Consider the following 23261-nt stretch of genomic DNA (forward strand, 5'->3'; position numbering starts at 1 on the left):
CCACTGGTGTTCGCAAGCACAATCCCTTAGGTTTGAATCTCTATGCACAGGCTTTACCTTTTTATTTTTAGTGTGTTTGCCCCCGTTGTGGGACAAGCGCAAGACCTTAGTCAAAAACAGGCTACCGAAGATCTGCTTTATCTAAAGAAAGAGCTGGAAGCCTATCACCCCGGAATGTTTCGATATACCGGTAAAGACTCCATCGATTGGTACTTTCAAACTGCGCTGGATCAAATTCAGGAGACAGACCAAATCGGTTTTTTTGCCTCCGTAAGCTTTTTGGTAAATAAACTTCGCTGCGGGCATACCCAGGTGCTGTTGCCCGAAAAGGATCAGCGCACATTTTTGGAGAACCAACTTTTTATTCCATTAGAAATAAGGGCAGTAAACGGTAAGTGGTTTGTTTTTAATGCCTCACTCACGGGTGACCAACTGAAATCCGGTGATGAGTTGGTGTCTGTTAATGGGCTTAAGATGGATGAAATAGTAAGGCGCATATTTGAGCACCAATCGGCCGATGGCTACATCACAACAGGTCGATTGAGGCTTAATGAGCAGTTCTTTCCTTATTTCTACCAATTGTTTGTGGCTAGGGGTACAACTTCCTTTCAGGTAGAGGTCAGCTCCAATACAGGTCTCAAAACTATTGTATTGCCCGGTGTTAGCTACACTAAAATACGTTCCATGCGAAGGCCCTTTCAGCAGCCGCCTCAGTTGGTGCTTAGGCATGAGGCTTCCTACAGCTACATGAAGATCAACACGTTTTCCAGTAGGGCCTTAGGCGATGCTGGTTTAAATTATGAACGATTCCTGGCTGAGAGCTTCAGGGAGTTAAAGCAAAAAGAAGCACAGACCTTGGTTATAGACCTTCGTGGTAATGGAGGTGGAGACGATAATTACGGAGCCGCCTTAGTGGCTTATTTGGCCCGGAACCCTTTTCGGTATTTCGAAAGAATTGAAGTAACAGAATCTTATAGTGGCTATGGAAACATTGTTCGGGAAAAGGGGCGAAGGCTAATGACTTCCCATAAAGGATTGGACGAGTGGAAGCCTGAAGCCCAAAGGTTTAGAGGAAAAGTATATATGCTCATTGATGGTTGGAGTTTCTCCACCTGTGCCGATGTAGCCGCAGTTCTGCATCATAACGAGTGGGCCACCCTGGTAGGAGAAGAGTCAGGAGGAGGGTACGATGGCAATACGAGCGGTTCTACCCGAACTTTGATACTACCTCATAGTGGCCTCCGGGTAAACCTCCCCATGTGGATGTACACCACTGCCAATTCCGGTCATCCATATCATGGCAGGGGAGTTATACCTCATCATAGAGTATCTTACACCCTCCAGCAGCTAATGCGAGAAGAAGATGCGGTTATGGAGAAAGTAAAAAGCTTAATCAAATAGTCCCGTAGGAAAACCATCAATACTTACTTGATTTTTCTCTTTCCAGTAGTCCTTAATTCCCTCTTCTCCCTTGCGTTCGGCCCAGTCGGTTAAAACCTTTCGGTCATCTTTATATTCCATAAGAGGAACCCCAAAGCCGCATGAGGTTTGTACGGAGTCGAGCGCAACCACAAAGATATTGCGTGCTCCAAAGGGCTCAGGAAACAGTTCAAGATATTCTGCCCATTCATCATTTTGTGGGTGAATGGTTTTTGCACTCCCAAAAAGCCTTAAAATCAATGGTTTGCCTTCAAAAGCGCAAAACATAATGGTAATTCGATTGAGCTGTTTTAGGTGAGCAGCCGTTTCGTTACCACTACCGGTTAGGTTAAGCCAAGCCACTTTATTTGGGCCTAAAACCCTGAAAGAGTCCATGCCTTTGGGTGATACATTGACCCTGCCATTTGGGGCTGCTGTACCGGTAAAAAAGACCTTCTGGTTTTTAATAAATTCAATAAGTTCGGGCGATAGCACATCGTAAAACTTAGCCATAATGATTCTTACTTTTTGGTGCCAATTCTAAAGGGTAGAGACTAATGGCCTGGACACGCGGCCAATCGCCTTAGTATGTAAAGAAAAGACCACTGATGAAAAGTTCCTAGCAAGTAGGCTTTGCAGTCAAATATTTTTTAACAGTTGTTCTTTAGGGGCTGATGATCAATTAAATACCCTTCTAATAGCTTTTTAAAGCGAGACAATCGATCAACATAAGGCAGGTGGCACGGTATAACTTTGTGTTAAAAGATTGAAGTAAATTATTTTCAAAGATTCATCTTTCTTTAGTTTTGTGCCCGCTAAAATTAAATCTATGGCTTACGCTCCACTCATTGCTCAAGAATTAAACATAACGTCCAGACAGGTTGAAGCTACCATAAAGCTTTTGGAAGAAGGTGGTACGGTGCCCTTCATAGCCCGATATAGAAAAGAGGTTACCGGCAGTTTAGATGAAGTGCAGATTTCAGCAGTTAGGGATCGGTTGCAGCAGTTAAAAGATCTTGATAAAAGAAGGGAGGCCATCCTGAAATCGGTGGAAGAGCAGGGTAAGCTTACACCTGAGTTAGAGGAGAAGATCAGGGCTGCCCAAACCATGGCAGCGCTGGAAGATATTTATTTACCCTATAAGCCTAAGCGTAAGACCAGAGCCTCTATAGCCCGCGAAAAAGGTCTGGAGCCATTGGCTAACTTGTTGCTCAAGCAGCAGCCCATAGATGTGGAAACTGAAGCAGCAGCCTATGTCAATGAAGAGAAAGGCGTAAAAGATATTGATGAAGCCCTGCAGGGAGCCAGAGACATTATTGCCGAGACCATCAATGAAAATGCTGAGGCTCGCGAAAAGATGAGAAAGTATTTTCAACAAAATGCCATTATCAGATCCAGAGTGTATACCGGAAAAGAGGAAGAAGGTCAAAAGTATAAAGATTACTTTGAGTGGGAAGAGCCTCTTAAAGATGCGCCATCTCACAGAGTTTTAGCCATGAGAAGGGGCGAGGCTGAACTCTTTTTAATGTTAGATATTTTACCGCCTGAAGAAGAGGCTATAACCATACTTGAAAAACAATTTATTGAGGCCAATAATAGCGCAGCAGAGCAAGTGAAGCTGGCTATAAAAGACTGCTACAAAAGACTGCTGAGCCCCTCTATGGAAACAGAAATGCGCATGCTTTCTAAGAAAAAGGCCGATGAGGAAGCCATTGAGGTATTTGCAAAAAACCTTCATAAGTTGTTGATGGCCGCCCCATTAGGAAGCAAAAGAGTTTTGGCTATAGATCCGGGATTCAGAACTGGCTGTAAAGTGGTTTGTCTGGATGCTCAAGGCAAGCTCTTACATTATGAAGCCATTTTCCCCAATGAACCACAAAAAAGGGTGGCCGAATCGGGAGCGGTAATCAAGCAGCTTGTTGACCAGTTTGCCATTGAAGCCATTGCCATAGGCAATGGAACCGCCTCGCGCGAGACAGAAGACTTCGTGAAGTCGTTGGGACTACCAAAACACGTGTTGCAGGTTATGGTCAATGAAAGCGGTGCCTCCATTTACTCCGCGTCTGAAATTGCCAGAAATGAGTTCCCCGATCATGATGTAACAGTGAGGGGGGCAGTGTCTATCGGACGAAGGCTAATGGATCCGTTGGCAGAATTGGTAAAGATTGATCCTAAATCAATAGGTGTAGGTCAATACCAGCACGATGTAGACCAGACTGCCTTGAAGAAATCGCTCGATGATGTGGTGATGAGCTGTGTAAATGCTGTTGGAGTAGAGGTAAACACCGCCTCAGAACAACTGCTAATCTATGTGGCCGGTCTAGGGCCTCAACTGGCCAGGAATATTGTGGAGTATAGAAACCAGAATGGACCATTTAAGAATCGTGAAGCCATAAAAAATGTGCAGCGTCTTGGAGAAAAAGCCTTTGAACAAGCGGCAGGTTTCTTGCGCATAAAAGGAGCCACAAACCCGCTGGACGATAGTGCAGTGCACCCCGAGGCTTACACCATAGTGAGCCAAATGGCCCGTGATTTAAATTGTGAGGTAACAGACCTTATTAAAGAGGCATCGCTTAGGCAGAAGGTAGACCTCAAAAAGTATGTATCTGATACCGTGGGGCTACCTACTTTAAAAGACATTATGGCTGAGCTCGCCAAACCGGGCCGGGACCCGAGAGAGCAGTTCGAGGTATTCAGTTTTGCCGATGGCGTAAACCATATCGAAGACCTAAAGATAGGGATGAGAATTCCCGGAATAGTAACCAACGTAACCAACTTTGGAGCCTTTGTAGATGTTGGTGTCCATCAGGATGGTCTGGTGCATATCAGCCAATTGGCCGACCAATATGTGAGCAATCCGGCCGATGTGGTAGCTGTACAGCAAAAAGTAATGGTTACTGTAACAGAGGTAGATGTAGCCAGAAAACGAATATCCCTCTCGATGAAAGGCGATGGCGCGGCAAAAGGCGGTGGGGCAAAGAAAAGATCATCGGGGAAGAAGCAGAACGTTCCGGAAACAGATATGGCTGCTAAATTGGCCGCATTGAAAGGCAAGTTTGGAAAGTAGTGCCCGGGGCTAACCTCATTTACCTAGTCTTGGCTTACAAGCCTAAACGGCTGTAGCACCTGAAACCATTGGTTGGAATAAAGCAGGCAAGGGTTTATATTAAACCTTTTAAGCTCGGTTTTATACATTCCTAAAAATCCAATGAAAGAAGTTAGCACGGCAAGCTGTCAATCTTGCGGGCAACCGCTGATGGGTAAATATTGCCATGTGTGCGGAGAAAAAGTACTTGTACAGAGCGACAAGGCCTTAGGGGTTTGGGTAAAGGATTTGCTTTCGAATGTTTGGCAGTTAGAAGGAAGGCTCATTAGGTCAATGAAGCTACTGTTGTTTAAACCCGGTAAATATGCCAGCGACTACGCCAGAGGGGCTCGGGTGAAGTATATCAAGCCACTTAATATTTTCCTGATAGTCAACCTAATGTATTTTTTGTTGCCCACCTATGACACATTTCAAACAACTCTGAACAACCAAGTTACGGCCATGCCTTACAGTGCGTGGGCTAGGACAGTTGTACATAATCATGCGGCAAACGAATCATTAAGCATTGAGGAGTTTGAAAAAGCCTATAACGCCAAAACTTCAGAAATAAGTAAGCTCATAATTATTGCGCTGGCACTTATGCTAGGGGTTATAATTTTTTTGTGTTTAAAGCAACAAGGGCTTTATTTAACGGATGGATTCAATCTGGCTTTGCAGTTTTTGTCCTTTTATCTACTTATTATGTTGCTACTATTGCCCGGCATTAACAGGCAGTTGGAAATATGGACAGATCTCGATTTACTAAGGTCAGACCTCCAATATTCCTTACTTGCTTTGATCACTTCAGCGGTTTATCTGGCCTTTGAATTAAGGCCATGGAGAGGCGCCAAGACTTACCTTTTTCTGACTAAAGTTTTAATCATTATGGTGTCTTTTTATCCGGTAGTTACCCTATATCGTCTTTTACTGTTTGGGGCTACCGTTATAGCTCTATAGGCTACAAAGTACTCTTACCATTCTCATACCATTCAGTGCCGGGCAGGGGCATGGCATAGACAATTTTGTTTCTATAAACCCAGGCATGCAAGGGAGCAGAGGCTTTACCATAAAACTTCCACTCATTGCCTTTGTAGTTAGGTTTGCCCAGAAGGGAATTTGCGTCAATCTCCATGTCGGCAGCGTCTTTGTAGTTTACTATTATTTCATAAAGAGGCTCATTTGAACTTTTACCAAAATAGAGAACTACTGTGCTGATCTTAGAGTTTTGAAGCTCCAGCCCGTAAACCCAACGGAAACTCTCTTCTTTTAAAAGCACGAGTTTCGGATTAGCCGATAGAACATCGGTTCGCGATTTCTCAAACTCAAAATGCCTTACCTCTTTAGGCAATAACTTTTTGAGTTTAGGTGTGCCTTCGAACGAATAGTAATAGAGTGCACAAAAAATAATTACCTGGCTTGCCAGTACTATGTGTGTGAATTGTTTAACAGTCTGATTAAACATAATTCACAGGTTTTGAGGTAGTTAAATCTAACCAAAAAAAATAATAAGTAGAATACACCTTATTGACAGAGCCGATAGAGTGCTACCCTAAGGCAGAGGACAACAAGGACCAAAGCAACATTCCAAAGCCTCGCGGCTTGCTTATTCTATACTGTGATTAGTTCGATTGTGGTGTTGAAAGAAAGAGAGGATGTCTCTAAAAAAAATGTAATTGTCTTTTAAAGTACTGAATTAGAGACAATCACATTCGTATTATTCTATAATCGGTATTTTGACCAAACTATTGGTCGAAATCTGTTATTTTCTGATTCCGGGAACTCCCGTAGGAGCAAAATCCTGCCACCAAAGTTTTGGAAGTGGCTTGTTTAGAGGGTAAACCTGGTTAAGCGTGTCATCTTCGTAGAGGCGCCCATTAATCATCACATAACCAATGTCTTTGGAGTTTCTGATATCATCCAATGGATTGCTGTTTAGAATCACAAGATCGGCCAGCTTGCCTACCTCAATACTACCCAAATCATTGTCCAAGCCTATGGCTTCAGCCCCAAGTATAGTTGCTGCTCTTAAAGCGTCTAACTCAGGCATGCCTCCTGACTGAACAGACCATAATTCCCAATGATAGCCCAAGCCCTGTAGCTGACCGTGAGAACCTATGCCCACGCGTCCGCCTTCCTGAACAATAGCATTGGCCACAGCCGATTGCTCTTCAAAAACATGCTCCTCTTCCATAAACCAACCTGCGTTCCTTCTTCTCGATCGGCTATCCAGGTTGTGGTGTGGCATAAAGCGGTTTAGCTTGAGGTCGTCATGCGGTCTCTCCAGAGCATAGAAGTAGTTTTCTGCCCAAGGGCCACCATAAGCAACCAATAAGGTAGGGGTATAGGCCGATTTGGTAAAGGCCACTAAACCAACTACATCCTTGTACAACGGAAATACGGGCAGCGAATGCTCCTGTCCCGGATACCCGTCTATCATCTGGGTAAGATTATTCCTAAAATTAAGTCCACCTTCCGTGGTAGGCATTATATTTTGTTCTCTGGCAGCCTGAATAATCCACTGACGTTGTTGTCGGTTACCGGTGCCATACATTTTGATGGTTTTAGTGTCGTAATAGGCACTGTAGCGTTTCATTACCTTTCTGGCATGCTCAAGACTGCTAACATTCTCGCTGCTGAAAATTCCCGGGCCCGTTGAATAGATTCTAGGCCCAATGAGCTTACCCGCAACCACTAAATCGCCATAAGTGAGAACATCGGTGGTGGCCGTTTGAGGGTCTCTGGTGGTGGTTACTCCAAATGATAAGTTGGCCAGATAGGGCCAGAACTCACCTCTGTGAATGTTGACCGGGTGTCTGAAATGAGAATGAGTGTCTACAAAGCCCGGAACAATTGTTTTGCCGGACATGTCCATCACTTTTGTTTTTCGGTTGGCTTGAATGTTTTTACCGACTTGCTTAATGCGATTGTTCTCAATTAGAATATCAGTGTTTTCAAGAACTTGGTCACCATTCATGGTAATAACACGGGCATTTCTGAGTAATAATGAGCCCTCAGGAATGTCTCTTTGGGCCTTGACTATTACCCGATGCTCCGTGGGTTCATACTCTTTGGCAGCTTCTTTCTTATCTTCTTGCTCTTCTCCTTTGGTGCTGCTTGCCGATTCATTAAAAGCCGTTTCAGCCTCGAAATCCCAGGTTACATGCGCATTTCCAATAGCCCAATGTACTTTTTGAGCATCCCACGACCAGGCCGGAAACTGACCTCCAATATCGGTCAACTGTTTTGCCGGGAAAGCAGCATTTTTGGGGTTAGCCACCGAAATAGTAGGAGCTTCGCTGCCAACTTGCGGTACAGTAACTACAAACAAGTCGTTTACCACAGCGGCCAGGGCCTGATCTCCTTCAGGAGCCATTTTAATCCACGATGCTCTGGCTCCGCCACCGCCACCGGCAGGCGATTTTCCCGTTATGCGCACATGGAACTGTTCATCGGTACCATCCCAGCGAATGGACGATAGCCCTCTAAAGCCCGATAAATATATACGGTTGGAGTTTTTAACGAAGTGGGGATTTTCCCGACCATTGGTATAAGCAATAAAGTTATTGGCCGAACCGTTGGCATCTACCCATATTAGGTCGCTCGTGCCTCTAAAGGCTGTGCGTTGCAAGGCATTTCTAAAATCTTCCGATTGTCCTTTTATAGCTACAATGCGGGTTCCGTCATTGTTCCAAACCGGGTTCTGAAACACTCCATCTTCTTTATTGAGTTGAGTGAGATTTCTACCATTGGGCCTCACTTTGTAGATTTTGCCCCCATCCGGTTGCCAGGTAACAAAAGCAATCCATTCACCATTGGGAGACCAGGCCGGCTCCGCTTGAGTTTCATTCAATTCAACGAGCTTTCTGGGAGTTCCATTTGGTAAATCCATTAAATAAACCTCATTCAGTGCTGTGAAGGCCAACGTTTTGCCATCGGGTGATGGAGCTATGTCGCGTATTTGTGTTACCGTAAACTCCGGCTCATCAGAGATGGGGTAGTCGAATTCAACCAGCGGGCCAATGTCAATACTAGATTGAACTCTGAAAGGGATTTCACGGGCTGTTTTATTCAGTATGTTGATTTTCCAGATTTTTCCACCATACGAAATCACAATGTGTTGTTGGTCTGGCGTCCAGGAAAACCCCGGCAAGACATCGCCAGTGGCTCGCGATTCCTGATCATCGTGCTGAATGGGGTAGGCCAGCCATTCTTCTTCTCCTGTTGCAATTTTGCGAAGAATGAGGCCTGTCTGGTCATCATGTCTTGTGGCATAAACCAACCACTGGCCATCGGCACTGGGAGTTGGTCTAAAAGCCGATCCGTATCGAGAAGTTTCAGTAATCATCTCTCCGGTTTTCCGGTCATATCGTCCAATCTGATACTGCGGCATGGGAGCGTTGTAGGTCGAAGTGCCCTGGCGCTGCGAGAACCACACATAGCGAGGGTCAGCACTAAAAGCGCCTTCAATCATACGGAGGCTATTGGGTTCGTCTACCAAGGCAGTACCCGACCCTCCATCGACATGATATAGCCAAATTTTGTGTGCACCTCTCGATTGTTTTGAGGCAATCATGTATTTGCCGTCCGGTGTCCATTCAGGAGACTGATAGCTATTATGGTTGCCTTTGGTGATTTGTTGCTTATTTTTTGAATCGAGTTCAATGGTCCATACATTTTCTCCACCTGACTCATCTGAGATATAAATAATTTTCTTGCCATCGGGGCTGAAACGCGGCTGAGTGTCAAACTGCATGCCGCTGGTCAACTGGCTCGCTGTACCACCGGCTATGGGTAAGGTATATAAGTCTCCCAGAAAATCGAACACAATAGTTTGGCCATCAGGGCTCACGTCAAGGGCCATCCATGAGCCTTCATTCAGGTCAAATTCAAAGCTTCTGCCGGGCTCGAGAGGCAGGTTCTTGTTTTTTTTCTTCTTTTCGGTTTGAGTAGTATCACCTTCGGTATCTTGGGCATAGACTGCGATGGATAGTCCCAAAACCAGTAGCGATAAGGTCAGGTTACGAAATATTCTCATAGTTAAAGACTTGTTGAATCAGGAAAGTACCGCTAATGCATTAAAGCCACCAATTAGTTTTTATAAGAGGTAGAACAATAGCCAGAGAGTGCGGCACAACTTCTGAATAGTGGAGAGCCTCTTTTGCAAAGGGTTCTTTGGCTTAGGGCTACTTACTTCAGTCGCTTGGTGTATGTGTCGATATTTTTCTACCATTTATGCTTTCACCAATAGAACTGATAAGGCGTTCTGAAGGCAAAGCCTGCGGCTCAAGTCGTCTGTCTACTTTCATGTGATCTGAATAAGTAAATCTGTTTTGCTTTTCATTTTCTCGGCTTTTGATCAAAAACAGATCAATATTCGATAATTTGACCTCCATGAAGGCGTATAAGGTGGCTATAGTTCAGGCGTCTCCTGTCATTTTCGATTTGGAGGCCACATTACACAAGGTGGCAGAATGGGCGAATAACTGTGCCAGGCAAGGGGCACGTTTAATTTTGTTTCCTGAAGCATTTGTTTCGGCCTATCCAAGAGGTTTGAGTTTTGGCACTGTAGTGGGGAGTAGAACACCTGAAGGCCGAGAGCTTTGGCAAAGATACTGGAACTCCTCCGTTGCGGAAGGTGACCCGGCTTGTCAGCGATTGGCTAGAATTGCCAAAGAAGCTCAGGCTTATCTGGCAATTGGGGTAAATGAAAAAGACACTACTTCGGGAACTCTCTATTGTAGCATGTTCTATTTTTCGCCTGCCGGAAAATTCTTGGGTAAACACCGTAAAATTAAGCCTACCGGGCAGGAACGTGTAATATGGGGTGAGGACGATGGCTCTACACTGACGACCTTAGACACTCCGCTGGGCAAAATAGGTGGCTTAATATGTTGGGAAAACTATATGCCTTTGGCTCGAATGGCCATGTATCAAAAAGGAGTTCAGCTTTACTTGGCTCCTACGGCCGATGCTCGAGACAGTTGGCAACATACCATGCGGCACATTGCGTTGGAAGGCCGGTGTTATGTTTTAGCGGGCAATCAATATGTGATCAAAAGCAATTACCCTGAAGACTTACAGGCTACTGATGAAATGAAAAAACAACCCGATAGTTTATGCCGGGGAGGTTCGGTGATTGTGGGGCCTTTAGGTGAATTGATAGCCGGGCCACTATGGGACAAAGAAGGAATACTAACCGCTGAAATTAATTTAGGCCGAGTTACAGAAGCAAAACTAGACTTTGACCCAATTGGCCATTATCATCGACCCGATTTGTTTAACTTAAGCGTCAGAAATCAACCCGAAACAATCAAAGTTGACGAGTGATAAACGACTGTTTTCGGTTAGTTCTCACCATTCTTACCTATTCACAACCAAATGCTATGAAATACAGAGGTTTCTTTATTGTTGTTTTACTTTTTGGTTTAGGCTTTTCGGCCAAGGCCCAAAGTGATTATTTCTTTCCCCCAAATGCCAGGTTCGACAAGAGTATTCCGACTCCTGAAGAGTACCTTGGATATCCTATTGGTACTTTGCACACAAGGCACGATGCCATTGTAGGCTACCTGCGTGAACTGGCCAGAAGATCGCCCCGGGCTCGATTGGATACCATAGGTGAGACCTATGAGCATAGGCAGCTCGTGGTACTTACAGTGAGCAGTTCTGCCAACCTCAATAATTTAGAAAATATTAGAAGAAAGCACCTTGAACTGGTAGATCCTACCAAAACCATTACTGATTTTTCGGATCAGAAATCTATTGTAATGTTGGGTTACAACGTACATGGCAATGAGCCGAGTAGCTCAGAGGCCGCCTTGCTTACGGCCTATTACTATGTGGCCGGATTGCATGCCGAGGTACGGCAAGCTCTGGACGAAGCTGTTCTCTTAATTGACCCGGCTTTTAACCCTGATGGCAGAGACAGGCATAGCACCTGGGCCAATGCCTATCAGGGCAACCCCCTGGTTTCTGATCCTGTAGATGCTGAACATAATGAAGCTTGGCCCGGAGGCCGCACCAACCACTACTGGTACGACTTAAATAGAGACTGGCTTCCTTTAGCTCATGTAGAGAGTCAGGCACGCATAGATTTTTATCATAAATGGTACCCCAATGTGGTAACCGACTTTCATGAAATGGGCACCAACTCTACTTACTTCTTTGAGCCAACAAAACCTTTCGGTTCGGAAAACCCTGTAGTACCTAGAGATAATTATGACGGGCTGAACAACCTTTTTGCTGGGTATTTTCATGAGGCTCTTGACGAGATAGGCTCTTTGTATTTCACCAAAGAGCAGTACGATAATAGCTACCCTGGTTATGGGTCTACTTACCCCGATATACATGGCGCTCTCGGTTTGGTTTTTGAACAAGCCAGTTCTCGAGGGCACTTGCAAGACTCACGCATGGGTAAAGTGGCTTTTGCTTTTACTATTAAAAATCACCTTACCTCAAGTTTGGCTACGGTTCGTGCTTCCGTGGCAGAAAAAGCTACGCTTTTGGCTCATATGGAAAACTACTTTGACTCTGCTCAAAAAGAGGGAGAACAAGCCGGTGGAGGCTGGGTTTTTGGAGACCCTTATGATGACGGACGAAACCAGGCTTTTGTAGATCTTTTGTTGAGGCATAAAATCAAAACCATTGCCTTGAACGAAGATATTTCGCTAGGTGATAAAACATTCAAGAAGGGGAAGGCATATTATGTACCCAATGCTCAAGGGCAGTATAGAATGGTAAGGACCATGTTTGAAAAGGTAACTACTTTTTACGATAGCATTTTTTACGATGCTTCGGCTTGGACAGCCGCCTTGGCGTACAATATGCCTTATGAACAGTATAATGGAAGAAATGAACTGAGGGGAGCGGTTTTAAAACGAAGCGATTTGCAGGGAGAATATGCCAGTGTGCCCAGGGCGGAATATGCATACCTCATAGAGTGGAACGAATATTATGCTCCTAAGGCGCTAAACTACCTTTTAGACAAAGGACTATATGTGAACTCTGCCTTTAAACCGTTCAGCATTGAAACGCACGAAGGTGTGCGCGAGTTTGGATACGGTACACTCATGATTCCTGTAGCAAGACAGGAAGCCAATAGCAATCTGGTGCACGCCTACATAGAGGAGGCCACTGAAATTGCGGGCGTTAAGGCCTATGCGGTATCTTCCGGTTACAGTGCATCCGGTATTGATTTAGGCAGTGGAAGTTTCGAAACTATTCAAAAGCCCCAGGTTCTTATGCTCATTGGGCCGGGAACAAGTAGTTATGAAGCCGGAGAGGTGTGGCATTTGTTGGACTCCAAGGTGGGCTTACCCATTACAAAGGTATGGACAGATAATGTTGGACGTATTGATTGGAGCCAATACAACACGTTGGTACTGGTTTCAGGCAACTACTCTTCGCTGGGTGAAAACACTATAAACCGGATAAAGCAATGGGTAAGAGAAGGGGGCACGCTCATTACGTTGAGAAGTGCCACCAGTTGGGCAGTGGCCTCCGGTTTGGTAAACGAAAAATTTGCAGAAGGCCCAAAGAGAGAAACACCCGAACGAATGGATTATGCCACTGCCAGAGATTTTAGAGGTTCAAATGCTATTGGCGGTTCAATGTATATGGCCGATGTAGATATTACCCATCCTTTAGCTTTCGGATACACCAGCAGAGAGCTCCCGGTATATAGAAACCATAGTATTTTCATGGCTCCAAGTGCCAACCCCTTTAGCACCGTGGTGAGGTATACAGAAAACCCTCTCTTAAGTGGCTATGTGCATAAAACTAATCTTGAAAAACTAGGAGGAACAGCTTCTCTTCTGGTGAATGGTATAGGCAGAGGTAATGTTATTCTTTTTGTAGATAATCCCAATTTTAGGGGAATGTGGTATGGCACAAATAAACTGTTCCTCAACGCCATATTTCTTGGCAATTTAGTAAGTAGGCCTTAGCAAAACAGTTTATTACTGATAATGCAAAAAGAGGCTGTCTCATAAGCTTGGCGAGCGTTACCCGAAACTTGCTGCCTTTCGGTAGACAAGTTCAGAATGACGAGTTTTAGAGCTTTTGAGACAGCCTCTTTATATTTAGTTTATTTAAACTCTGTATTAAATCCGGTATCGGTAAGTTTATACTTCAGTGCCTATTTGGGCTTCTAATTTACCGGTCAATACGCTTTTTGGAACGGCTCCAATCACGTTGTCAACTACCTGGCCGTTTTTAAAGAATAAAAGAGCGGGAATAGATCTAATTCCGTATTTGATAGAAAGTTCCTGGTTAGCATCTACATCGAGTTTAGCTACAACAGCTTTATCGGCATACTCTCCTGCAATTTCCTCTACTACTGGTCCCACCATTCGGCATGGACCACACCATTCTGCCCAAAAATCAACTAAAACCGGCTTGTCCGATTTTAAAACTACTTCTTCGAAGTTCGACTCGTTAAGTTCTACTGCTTTTCCCATTTATGATTCGTTTTATTATTTGCTGTTGATACACGGATTTTACATCAAAAGTAAATAAAAAGTTCCTAACGCAAACCCGAAAATAATTAACCGGCCTTATACTGTGATGAGGCTAGCTCCTTCGCAATGTGTTTTTAAGGCTTTTATGAGCGTTTGATTCGCATCGATTTTAACCTTTCTGGAGATTAGCTCAACGCTTATATTTTCCTCTTTGTCTATGAGCTCAACCTTAAGCATCCGATCGCCCTCATTTTGCCTGGTGAGTTCCATAATGGTTTCAATAAGCTCCTGATCAACCAGTCGGGCATTTAATTTCACATAAACACCCTTGGTGTTTTTTTCCCTCAACTCACTGAGTAGTGAGATACTCTGTGTTTGAAGCTCCCAATCGTCAGGAGTAGGGTTAATGGCCGGGTTTTCCTGAATTTCCTTTTTCTTGCGCCAATTGAGTTCAACCCTTCCGCGTATGTATAGAAACTCTCCGGGACGTAAATAGGGAGCATTGCTAATGTATTTTTCGCCCATAAGAAACAGCTCCGTAGAACCATTATAGTCTTCTATACTCACCACTCCAAAGGGTTTCCCATTCTTGGTCTGGCCATTTCTCACAGAGTTTACAATGCCACCGATGGCAATGTCCTGATTGGGGTATTTATTAATGTCAGAAATGGGTTTACAAAACGAATCGAGCTCAATTTCGAACTGATCTAGTGGGTGCCCTGATACATAGAAGCCTATTACTTCCTTCTCCAGTTTGAGTTTTTGCATTTGGGAGAAAGGCTCAATTTCCGGAACCCGGGGTAGAGGAGTGGCTACTGCACTTTCGCCTCCAAAGAGCGACACTTGGGCCGCGTTTTTTTCGGCCTGCATGGCGTTGGCGTAGCGTATTACCTTTTCTATTAGCGATTGCTCACCATCAGGAGCTTCCAGATACTGTCGTCTGTGGTATTCTTCAAAACAGTCAAAGCCTCCGGCCTGGGCCAAGGCTTCAAAGTTCTTTTTATTAACAGCGCGCAGGTTTACTCGTTCGGCAAAGTCGAAAATGCTTTTGTAAGGGCCATTTTCTTTGCGCTCCTGAACAATCGACTCAATGGCGGCCTCACCAACTCCCTTAATGGCACCCATTCCAAAACGAATTTCACCCTTAGCATTTACAGTGAATTTGTAATTCGATTCATTGACATCTGGCCCAAGTACGGGCACTCCCATGCGCTGGCACTCTTCCATGAAGAAGGTTACCTGCTTGATGTCGTTCATGTTGTTGCTGAGTACTGAGGCCATGTATTCAGCAGGGTAATGAGCCTTTAAATAAGCTGTTTGAAAAGCCACATAGGCATAACAGGTGGAGTGCGATTTGTTGAAGGCATAGGAGGCAAAAGCTTCCCAGTCTCTCCATATTTTCTCCAGCTTATCTTCCGGATGACCCTTGGCTTTGGCTTGTTCTACAAACTTGGGCTTCATTTTGTCAAGAACCGCTCTTTGTTTTTTACCCATGGCCTTTCGTAAAACATCGGCCTCACCTTTGGTAAATCCTGCAAGTTTTTGCGAAAGCAACATAACCTGCTCTTGGTAAACTGTAATACCATAGGTTTCTGCCAGGTATTCTTCCATATCTGGCAGATCATAAGTTATGGGTTCATCGCCATGCTTTCTACGGATAAATGAGGGGATGTACTCCAACGGGCCGGGTCTGTAGAGTGCGTTCATGGCTATGAGGTCTGCAAACTCGGTAGGTTTGAGTTCCTTCATATACTTTTGCATTCCGGCCGATTCGTACTGGAATATGCCTACTGTTTCTCCTCGCTGAAAGAGTTCATACGTTTTTTTGTCATCTAACGGAAATTCGTCAGGCACCAAATCTACGCCATGCCTTTCTTTTACGTTTTTAACAGCGTCTTTGATCAGGGTTAGGGTTTTAAGCCCCAAAAAGTCCATTTTTAGCAGCCCGGCACTTTCTACCACGGAGTTGTCGAACTGGGTACACCACATGTCAGAGTCTTTGGCCGTTGCCACCGGGGCAAACTTGGTGATGTCGTCTGGTGTAATGATTACTCCGCAGGCATGAATACCGGTGTTTCTTACAGAACCTTCAATAACTAAAGCCTGATTGACCGTTTTGGCCTCCAGATTATTGCCTTGAGCTACTTTTTTAAGTTCCTGAGCCAACAGAATTTGCTCCGACCTTAGCTTTTCTTTGAGTTCTCGCTCGCTAAGGCTAAACAGTTTCTGAAGTTTTATATCGGGTACGAGTTTGGCAATGCGGTCGGCATCAGGCAGCGGAAGTTCCAAAACTCTGGCTGTATCTCTAATGGAAGATTTGGCAGCCATGGTACCATAAGTAATTATTTGGGCTACCTGGTTTTTACCATACTTGTCTATAACGTAATCTATTACGCGTTGGCGTCCTTCATCGTCAAAGTCAATGTCAATATCGGGCAGTGAAACCCTGTCGGGGTTTAGAAAACGCTCAAAAAGGAGGTCATACTTTATAGGGTCTACGTTGGTAATGCCAATACAATAGGCTACGGCCGAACCTGCAGCCGAACCCCGCCCGGGGCCAACAGAAACGCCCAGTTCTTTGGCTTTATTGGTAAAGTCTTGAACAATAAGGAAGTAACCCGGATATCCCGTTCTTTCGATGGTGGCTAGTTCGAAGTCGAGACGCTCCTTGATTTCCTCGGTAATTTCTCCATAGCGTTTTTTTGCACCTTCATAGGTGAGGTGTCTTAGGTAAGCATTTTCACCGCGCTTTCCTCCGTCTACGGCATCCTCTTCATGTTGAAATTCTGCCGGGATTTCAAATTTGGGAAGAAGCACGTCTCGGGCGAGTTCATAAGCTTCAACCTTTTCTACAATCTCATTGGTATTGGCTATGGCTTCGGGTATATCCGAAAAGAGCTTCTTCATCTCCTCGGGAGACTTTATGTAGAACTCATCGTTCGGGAAGCCATACCTGAATTCTCTACCGCGTTTGCCAATGTATTTTTTGGGTTTGTTTACAGACTCAGCATCTTTTACACAGAGCAAGACATCGTGGGCAGAAGCCTGGTCTTTTACGGTATAGTAAGTATTATTGGCAGCGACATATTTCACCTGATGCTTTGCACATAGCTCCAGAAGAATTTGGTTTACGTGATCTTCTTCAGGAATACCGTGGCGATTTATCTCGGCATAAAAATCTTCTCCAAAATGATCTTTCCACCATACAAAAGCCTCTTCGGCTTGAGTCTCACCCACATTCAGGATTTTGTACGGTACTTCACCCCAAAGTCCACCGGTGAGAACAATGAGGTCGTCTTTGTATTGGAGTAAATCGTTTTTGTCAATCCTTGGAACATAATAGAAACCTTCAGTAAAAGCTATAGAAGATAGTTTTACCAGATTGTGGTAGCCATTTCGGTTTTTAGCCAGTACAACGGTTTGAAAGCCATTGTCCTGAACGCTTTTGTTGGAACGGTCGGCACAGATGTTGAACTCGCAACCAACTATGGGTTTAATTTCTGCGGCCAATGCGGCACTAACAAATTGAAAGGCTCCCATCATATTGCCATGATCGGTAAGGGCCACGGCTGGCATGCCCATTTCCTTTACTGCATTGACCAGGCTGTGAATGTCTGATACGGCCTGGAGAATAGAGAACTGTGAGTGCACATGGAGGTGAGAAAAGGGGACCTCTTTAAGTTCATTCAGGCCTTCTTTATCTACTTTGAGCCGCCCGGAATCAAGACTTTCCAGTTCTTCTTTTTTGGCAAAGTTGGCTTCGTCTAGCTGAGGAGCTTCGTAGATAATTTCATGTAGTTTAATTCCCTGTGCAGGAGGCACTACTCCCTCTTTGAGCAAGCCAAAGAAGCAGCGGGCAGTAGCATCCACATCGTATGCAGCATCGTGAGCATCGTCAAACCCTTTGCCAAAGAGCTTCTGATGCAGTTCGGTAAGGGTAGGCCACTTGTATTGGCCACCACGACCTCCGGGAATTGCACAAAAATCGGTAGAGACTAGTTTGGTGTCCAGAGGCTCCAGAGGCTCCAGGGCATTAGTTAAACCGGCTCTCAGAAATTCAGAACCTACTATGTTATAGTCGAACTCTATGTTGTGTCCTATACCGAAGCTGGCTTCTTTAATGTCTTCCTCGAACATGGCCAGCACTTCTTTAATGTCCAGCCCTTCTTCCAGTGCTCTTTCGGTGGTTATGCCGTGTATCTGAACGGAGTTGTAGGGTATGGTAAAGCCATCGGGTTTAATAATCAGGTTTCTATTCCTGATCAGATTTCCACGCATGTCGTGCAATTGCCAGGCAATCTGAACCAGTCGTGGCCAGTTCTCAAAATCAGTGAGAGGAGCGTTATAGTTTTGAGGTAAACCGGTGGTTTCGGTATCAAATATCAGATACATAGAGACTTAGTTCGATGGGTTGTTTATACACTGAAACTAAAGATCTAAAGTAAGGAAAAAACATTTTTACAGTTCTGATAAGTACTGCCAACTTGACTGGATTTCTAATTTTCTTCAAAAAAATGAACACATGCCTGAAATATTCGAATACCTTGGAATCGCGTTTTTCTTTTATTCGAATGAACACTACCCTATTCGTGTTCATGTCAGAAAATGGTTAATGCTTCACGATTGTAATCATTGGCGACATTCAGCGCCCTGATCTTACGGCCATCTGAGAGTGCATCACCCATGAAGTCCATGCTCCATGTGTGGTTTGGCATGCTCGGAACGTTTAAAGGCTCCTTAAAGCGATTAGGAAGGCGTTTCTTATGCTTCCTATCTCATCTTCAGATTCATGAGCCTGTAGACTCGTAATACCTTGCTGCGGCTCCACTCATAGCCCTGCTGACGGATCCTGCCGTAGTAGGTATCAAACCCACGGGTAGGCAGTTGTTCAGCTAGTTCTGTGAGCTTATCGATAACCGGACGATCATCACGCGTACTCTTATAGTACCACATGGATCGAGCGAAACACAACACCATACAGACCCTTCTTATGCTCTGTTGGTAGGTCTGGATCAGATGCTCACACATTTGCCGCTTGACAGCAGGGCTTACCACTTTTTTGATAGCACGTCTTTAAGCATCACGTTATCCAGGCTCAACTCAGCGTACATCTTTTTCAGTCGCGCGTTCTCGTCTTCAAGCTCTTTTAATCGCTTCGATTGGATGGCATCCATACCTGAATACTTCTTTCTCCAATTGTAAAATGTACCCTTGTGAATACCCATTCCTCGGCAAATGTCCTCGGTCTTTCGACCTTGTTCATTCTCTTTTAGAGCCTTGATGATCTGGCTCTCTATAAATTTTAACTTTTTTCATTTTGACAGTTTAACGGTACTAATTTGTTCTTTTTTAAACTGTCCGATTTTTAAGTAAGGCTACCTAACTGGTAAGGCTTCATCCGGCATTGTCGGAATGAAAAATTCGAAATCGAAGTTCATAGTTAATTATTCGAAATCGAAAGATTTTGCTACAACTTCTAATGTTGTGTCATGAAAAGGAAATACAAAATGTTGATATTCAGCAAAGAGTTAATCTTTATGGTATGGGTGAACTCTATTAGCCGACTTAATTTTTTCAATAATTTCTGATTCACTCACTTCCACAAATTTGAAAGGAGTTAGGCCGTATTCCGCATATCTGTGTCCCTAAATGGCCTCTTCATTTGGATATCCAAAAGTAAATTGAAGGACAGAATTGAAATTTAATGTTCCTTTATCTCAGAGTCCAATAAATAGAAAGAGACTTTCAGATTATGTTCGTCCGCGTTGATCTCTGGCATAGTTCCACCGGGATCAATATTCATTGGTATTTCAAGTTCAATTAACTTCATCCTCATTACACACAACGGTTTGTCTATGCGTTGTGCGGGATTTCAAGGCATAAACCTTTCGAGTTGCACAGATGATAGCCAAAGCTGTGTCTTTGGGTTTTAATTTACTCATTAAACGTCAAAGCGCGGCTTTGGCGGGACAAGAACCACCTGCCTTGCCTGTACCACTGCAACCCGCATTACGTATAGCTCTTGTTATCGGCTTTTTCTTCATTTCCTTATAAGTCGTTACTTGTCTTGCGAACTTTATCAGATTATTTTGGTGCAAATACCACAAATACGGTTTAAACAGAAAGTCTTGGAGAGACATACGGGTGTAAGTCCAGAGACCTATTCAAAGCACCACTTTGATGAAGTTCGCAGTGACCTCTCCTCTTTTTATTCATTCAATCCATTGTATTACGCGAACTTCAAATGGTCAAGGTGTCTGCCTGAATGGTAATTCGGCAAGCACAGCGATTGATACCCGAAACGTATCAAAATCTCAATTAGAATTTCTGGATTATCTGAAATTTCACGGTTTAGAACAGTTGTCTGAATCATTGAAGTTGATTCATGATTTAGCTCTCTATCATTCAGATGTATCCTTCAACGAAGATGAAGAGTCTGCTCTTTTTGATTTGAAAATCTTGTGGGAAGGCTTTGAACGGATTGGGCAGGAATCTTAAAATTGTGAGAGGGCTGTGTGTTGGCAGTCCTCTTTTTTCATTTTTTCAGACACCTAATACTCATTCATCCAATAGAATAGGCCTGAAACGCCCCAAACAATCAAAGGGATGACGAAAGGTTCTAAAACCATAGCTACCCGTTTCAGCTGAATATTGACCAATCCGATTTTCGAAACTCCCCATTCACGTTGTAATGAGCTTGAGAACATGGTTAAGAGCGGTACCACTATCATGAATGGCCAGAGAGGAGAAAGTAGTGGTACATATAAAATCCATATAAACCTTTTGAAGCAACCTATCTGTAGGGATAAATGAGTCATTGGTTCATCAAACACTGATGTTTTGGTAACTATTTGCATGTCATTAATCATATTAACTAATATGCCGGCCATACCGATTCCAATGCAGAGATAATTGACTGTCCACGAAGGCCAATCGAAAATTCGTAGGGTAATAATTTTAAAAATGTTTTCAGCAAGTGAATTCCAGTTGGATAAAAGTCCGGCAAGTGTCGGTTCCATCCAGAAGAACTCCTTAAATAGACTTAGAGTACCGATGCTTGCTAAAATAAGATATGGGATATTTTGCTTTAGTCTTTCTTTCCAAAGGGCAAAGTAGTAATCATATTCAGCTTTTGTGGATATTCCTTTTTCATCCCATTCTGGATGTCGAATTCTAATAGCGGTCTTTCTTGCTTCAAGCTCTGATTTAGCATGAGTGATGAACAATGTTGGGTGTTTGAATAGACTCATAAACCATACATAATAATGCTAATTTCAAGGAATTTCATTTTGAGCAACTATTGCTGCCAACGTTATGTATCAGTCATAAGTATGACTTTTATTTTTCTATAATATAAGATTTATGACTTATAGCCACCAAATACAGCTGCTATAAGTCGATAACATCATCTTGTAGGTTTAATATATCGAGCGGTGATATCACTTGATCTATTCCATTATTTGAAATGTGTGTATACGTTTCTGTCGTCCGGCTAGAGCTGTGTCGCAGGGCTCTTGTATATATCGTAAATTAACCTGAGTTCGATGTACAAAAAGAGCGTCATGCCGGAAAAACAGGCCTTAAGCTCTCAAAAAGCGCTGTTTTATCCGGTATCTCAACAGAGCCTAAATGAGATTGAGGATATTTTCCTTTGTCTATGTGAAGTTTTCAGAGGAAAATTCCGCAATGACGTCCTAATAGGGGGTATTTTACTACTTCCTTACATAGAACTCAGCTTAAAGTTGAGAATGCGATTGCAGTCAGACCGTTTCAGTTATTAATTTCTTTTTCCAATGGATAAAATTATCGGGTTGACTTTAAGGGGGTTGTCTATTCTTCATCAAAGCCTGATATTAAGAAATTCATAGATGAATATCTGTTCAATTCTTTTCGTATCGAAAATGGAAATATTATCTGGGTAGATTTTGATAGGCTATTTCCTCTTTCGGATCTCTATTCAGGCAAAATTTCTTAAAAAGGAGCCGCATAAATAACTTCTCTGGTGTCCGTTAGCTTTACAAAGTCAACTTCGCCTGCACCTTCAAAATGGTACCTGAAGCCTACAATTTGTCCAATACTGGCACGAACCGGAAGCGTTAGCTTGTGCTTGTCTGCTATGTAAAACTTAGCCAAGCCTCCATTTACCTCCATCTTAACCTTTTGCCATTGGCTATAGTCGGTCTGAAGGCTCCTTAAGTCTATCTGAGTAGGATAGAACTCCTGACCGGCAATAAGTATAGGACCTTCAACCGAACAGGCGCTAATTGAGAGGGGAATAAGGAAGGTGGAATTGGTGCCGACAATTTCTAGCTTGATTCTTTTACAAGGAGCACCATAAGAGTTAAAGGTGCTTCTCAAACGAGTTTCCAGCGTAAAGTCTAGACCCGAAACGGGGTTTATCTGGTCGAAATAGTGAAAGGTTAGGGTAGGGGCAGTGATTTGGGACTCTATTTCTTTTAGCTTATCAGCCGATAAACCTATCATGGCATCGCACTTAATATCGCTTTTATTCAGGTATTCAATGGTTCCCGACTTGTTTAAGGTAGCTACCCAACCAAAGGACTTAACGAAGACGTCATTTACTTTTAACAGCTCATTGTCTGCTATTAACTGTGCTTTGTAGTATCCCGGAAAAGCATAGGTGGCCTTAAATTCTTTTTGCGATTTACTTACTCGTACTCCGTTCAGATCGTCTTTAGATTTTTTAATGTAGATGTTCTCGGAGTTTACCCCACTCAGATCCAGGGCGAAGGTTATTTCGGCAGGTACTTGAAAACTCACGTTTTTGCCCACGAAGGTAATTTCCAGCCAGGAGCCGAGCGTAATAAATGTGGGGAGGCATAAAAAGAGGCATATATAGAATATGCGCTTTCGCCTATTTGTAGGGTGAACCCTGTGCACAAAAGCACGGATTGAATGAATTAAATACATTGGTTGGGGTAGTGGGTCTTAAGAGATAGGCCGTTTATAAGACGCTATGAATGTATAACTTATATACAGAAAAACCAATTACAAATACATGAAATTGATTTTTACATACTGTAAAAGATTATTAGACCAATAGCCACAGAGAGTAATAGAATTATAGTTTGTTTGATAAGCTCTCTTTTTCGCTCAGCTGATAATTGCACTTTTAATCCTTTTAGATATTCAGGGCTGGCTTTTCTAAATCTATACTTCTTGAATTCTGATTCAGCCTTGGGTTTAAAAGTGTTGGCCTCTTTTATGTTGAAAGCATCTCTACGCGCGGTTAGCGCTCTGTTGGCTTTCATTCTTTTGATAGAATCCAATATGTGGCCTGC

At 43.5% G+C, this 23261-nt stretch carries 16 protein-coding genes; 6 read left to right on the plus strand and 10 right to left on the minus strand.

What is annotated here, in order from left to right; genetic code table 11:
* The first annotated feature begins 42 nt into the window (after positions 1-42).
* Complete coding sequence (locus tag IE164_RS08615; protein ID WP_189629805.1) at positions 43-1401, plus strand: S41 family peptidase; 1359 nt, start codon at positions 43-45, stop codon at positions 1399-1401.
* On the opposite strand, the gene IE164_RS08620 is transcribed toward IE164_RS08615, so the two are convergent.
* Positions 1390-1932, minus strand: coding sequence for a pyridoxamine 5'-phosphate oxidase family protein (locus tag IE164_RS08620; protein ID WP_189629806.1), 543 nt, complete (start codon positions 1930-1932; stop codon positions 1390-1392). The two genes, IE164_RS08615 and IE164_RS08620, sit on opposite strands and share 12 nt — an antisense overlap.
* A gap of 316 nt (positions 1933-2248) precedes the next feature.
* Between IE164_RS08620 and IE164_RS08625 the strand changes: the two genes are divergently transcribed.
* On the plus strand, positions 2249-4486 hold the full coding sequence (locus IE164_RS08625; RefSeq protein WP_189629807.1) for a Tex family protein: 2238 nt from the start codon (positions 2249-2251) through the stop codon (positions 4484-4486).
* Positions 4487-4627: 141 nt separating this feature from the next.
* Positions 4628-5461, plus strand: coding sequence for a DUF3667 domain-containing protein (locus tag IE164_RS08630; RefSeq protein ID WP_189629808.1), 834 nt, complete (start codon positions 4628-4630; stop codon positions 5459-5461).
* A 1-nt stretch (position 5462) separates the two neighbouring features.
* Here the strand turns inward: IE164_RS08630 and IE164_RS08635 are convergent, their stop codons facing one another.
* Positions 5463-5966 (minus strand): hypothetical protein, encoded by a 504-nt coding sequence (locus tag IE164_RS08635; RefSeq protein WP_189629809.1) that lies wholly within the window; start codon positions 5964-5966, stop codon positions 5463-5465.
* Between the two features lie 297 nt (positions 5967-6263).
* Positions 6264-9539 carry an amidohydrolase family protein gene (locus IE164_RS08640; protein WP_189629810.1) on the minus strand — a complete coding sequence of 1092 codons (3276 nt, stop codon included), beginning with the start codon at positions 9537-9539 and terminating at the stop codon, positions 6264-6266.
* A gap of 356 nt (positions 9540-9895) precedes the next feature.
* Between IE164_RS08640 and IE164_RS08645 the strand changes: the two genes are divergently transcribed.
* Complete coding sequence (locus IE164_RS08645; protein WP_189629811.1) at positions 9896-10831, plus strand: carbon-nitrogen hydrolase family protein; 936 nt, start codon at positions 9896-9898, stop codon at positions 10829-10831.
* Between the two features lie 56 nt (positions 10832-10887).
* Complete coding sequence (locus IE164_RS08650) at positions 10888-13446, plus strand: M14 family zinc carboxypeptidase (RefSeq protein ID WP_189629812.1); 2559 nt, start codon at positions 10888-10890, stop codon at positions 13444-13446.
* Between the two features lie 177 nt (positions 13447-13623).
* Here the strand turns inward: IE164_RS08650 and trxA are convergent, their stop codons facing one another.
* The 4 genes from trxA to IE164_RS08670 form a co-directional block, all read right to left on the minus strand.
* Positions 13624-13959, minus strand: a complete 336-nt coding sequence (trxA, locus tag IE164_RS08655; protein WP_189629813.1) for a thioredoxin — start codon at positions 13957-13959, stop codon at positions 13624-13626.
* A gap of 96 nt (positions 13960-14055) precedes the next feature.
* On the minus strand, positions 14056-18351 hold the full coding sequence (dnaE, locus tag IE164_RS08660) for a DNA polymerase III subunit alpha (RefSeq protein WP_189629814.1): 4296 nt from the start codon (positions 18349-18351) through the stop codon (positions 14056-14058).
* A gap of 378 nt (positions 18352-18729) precedes the next feature.
* Complete coding sequence (locus IE164_RS08665; protein ID WP_189629815.1) at positions 18730-18912, minus strand: hypothetical protein; 183 nt, start codon at positions 18910-18912, stop codon at positions 18730-18732.
* Positions 18913-19007: 95 nt separating this feature from the next.
* On the minus strand, positions 19008-19256 hold the full coding sequence (locus IE164_RS08670; RefSeq protein ID WP_189630066.1) for a transposase: 249 nt from the start codon (positions 19254-19256) through the stop codon (positions 19008-19010).
* Positions 19257-20139: 883 nt separating this feature from the next.
* On the opposite strand from IE164_RS08670, the gene IE164_RS08675 reads away from it, so the two are divergent.
* Positions 20140-20457: a hypothetical protein gene (locus IE164_RS08675; protein WP_189629816.1), complete on the plus strand. Its 318-nt coding sequence runs from the start codon at positions 20140-20142 to the stop codon at positions 20455-20457.
* Positions 20458-20510: 53 nt separating this feature from the next.
* Here IE164_RS08675 and IE164_RS08680 read toward each other — a convergent pair whose 3' ends face one another.
* The 3 genes from IE164_RS08680 to IE164_RS08690 form a co-directional block, all read right to left on the minus strand.
* Positions 20511-21209: a hypothetical protein gene (locus tag IE164_RS08680; protein WP_229838596.1), complete on the minus strand. Its 699-nt coding sequence runs from the start codon at positions 21207-21209 to the stop codon at positions 20511-20513.
* A 721-nt stretch (positions 21210-21930) separates the two neighbouring features.
* Positions 21931-22890, minus strand: coding sequence for a hypothetical protein (locus IE164_RS08685; RefSeq protein ID WP_189629818.1), 960 nt, complete (start codon positions 22888-22890; stop codon positions 21931-21933).
* Between the two features lie 101 nt (positions 22891-22991).
* Positions 22992-23231, minus strand: coding sequence for a hypothetical protein (locus tag IE164_RS08690; RefSeq protein WP_189629819.1), 240 nt, complete (start codon positions 23229-23231; stop codon positions 22992-22994).
* Positions 23232-23261 lie beyond the last annotated feature (30 nt).

The sequence above is a fragment of the Roseivirga thermotolerans genome (assembly GCF_014653175.1).
Taxonomy (GTDB): domain Bacteria; phylum Bacteroidota; class Bacteroidia; order Cytophagales; family Cyclobacteriaceae; genus Roseivirga; species Roseivirga thermotolerans.

Bases quoted from the DNA above. Each gene is read 5' to 3' on its own strand.
- IE164_RS08635 (WP_189629809.1), bottom strand. From the start codon at position 5,966: ATGTTTAATCAGACTGTTAAACAATTCACACACATAGTACTGGCAAGC.
- dnaE (WP_189629814.1), bottom strand. From the start codon at position 18,351: ATGTATCTGATATTTGATACCGAAACCACCGGTTTACCTCAAAACTAT.
- IE164_RS08640 (WP_189629810.1), bottom strand. From the start codon at position 9,539: ATGAGAATATTTCGTAACCTGACCTTATCGCTACTGGTTTTGGGACTA.
- IE164_RS08620 (WP_189629806.1), bottom strand. From the start codon at position 1,932: ATGGCTAAGTTTTACGATGTGCTATCGCCCGAACTTATTGAATTTATT.
- IE164_RS08625 (WP_189629807.1), top strand. From the start codon at position 2,249: ATGGCTTACGCTCCACTCATTGCTCAAGAATTAAACATAACGTCCAGA.
- IE164_RS08665 (WP_189629815.1), bottom strand. From the start codon at position 18,912: ATGTGGTACTATAAGAGTACGCGTGATGATCGTCCGGTTATCGATAAG.
- IE164_RS08615 (WP_189629805.1), top strand. From the start codon at position 43: ATGCACAGGCTTTACCTTTTTATTTTTAGTGTGTTTGCCCCCGTTGTG.
- IE164_RS08675 (WP_189629816.1), top strand. From the start codon at position 20,140: ATGAAGTTCGCAGTGACCTCTCCTCTTTTTATTCATTCAATCCATTGT.
- trxA (WP_189629813.1), bottom strand. From the start codon at position 13,959: ATGGGAAAAGCAGTAGAACTTAACGAGTCGAACTTCGAAGAAGTAGTT.
- IE164_RS08690 (WP_189629819.1), bottom strand. From the start codon at position 23,231: ATGAAAGCCAACAGAGCGCTAACCGCGCGTAGAGATGCTTTCAACATA.
- IE164_RS08630 (WP_189629808.1), top strand. From the start codon at position 4,628: ATGAAAGAAGTTAGCACGGCAAGCTGTCAATCTTGCGGGCAACCGCTG.
- IE164_RS08680 (WP_229838596.1), bottom strand. From the start codon at position 21,209: ATGAGTCTATTCAAACACCCAACATTGTTCATCACTCATGCTAAATCA.
- IE164_RS08685 (WP_189629818.1), bottom strand. From the start codon at position 22,890: ATGTATTTAATTCATTCAATCCGTGCTTTTGTGCACAGGGTTCACCCT.
- IE164_RS08645 (WP_189629811.1), top strand. From the start codon at position 9,896: ATGAAGGCGTATAAGGTGGCTATAGTTCAGGCGTCTCCTGTCATTTTC.
- IE164_RS08650 (WP_189629812.1), top strand. From the start codon at position 10,888: ATGAAATACAGAGGTTTCTTTATTGTTGTTTTACTTTTTGGTTTAGGC.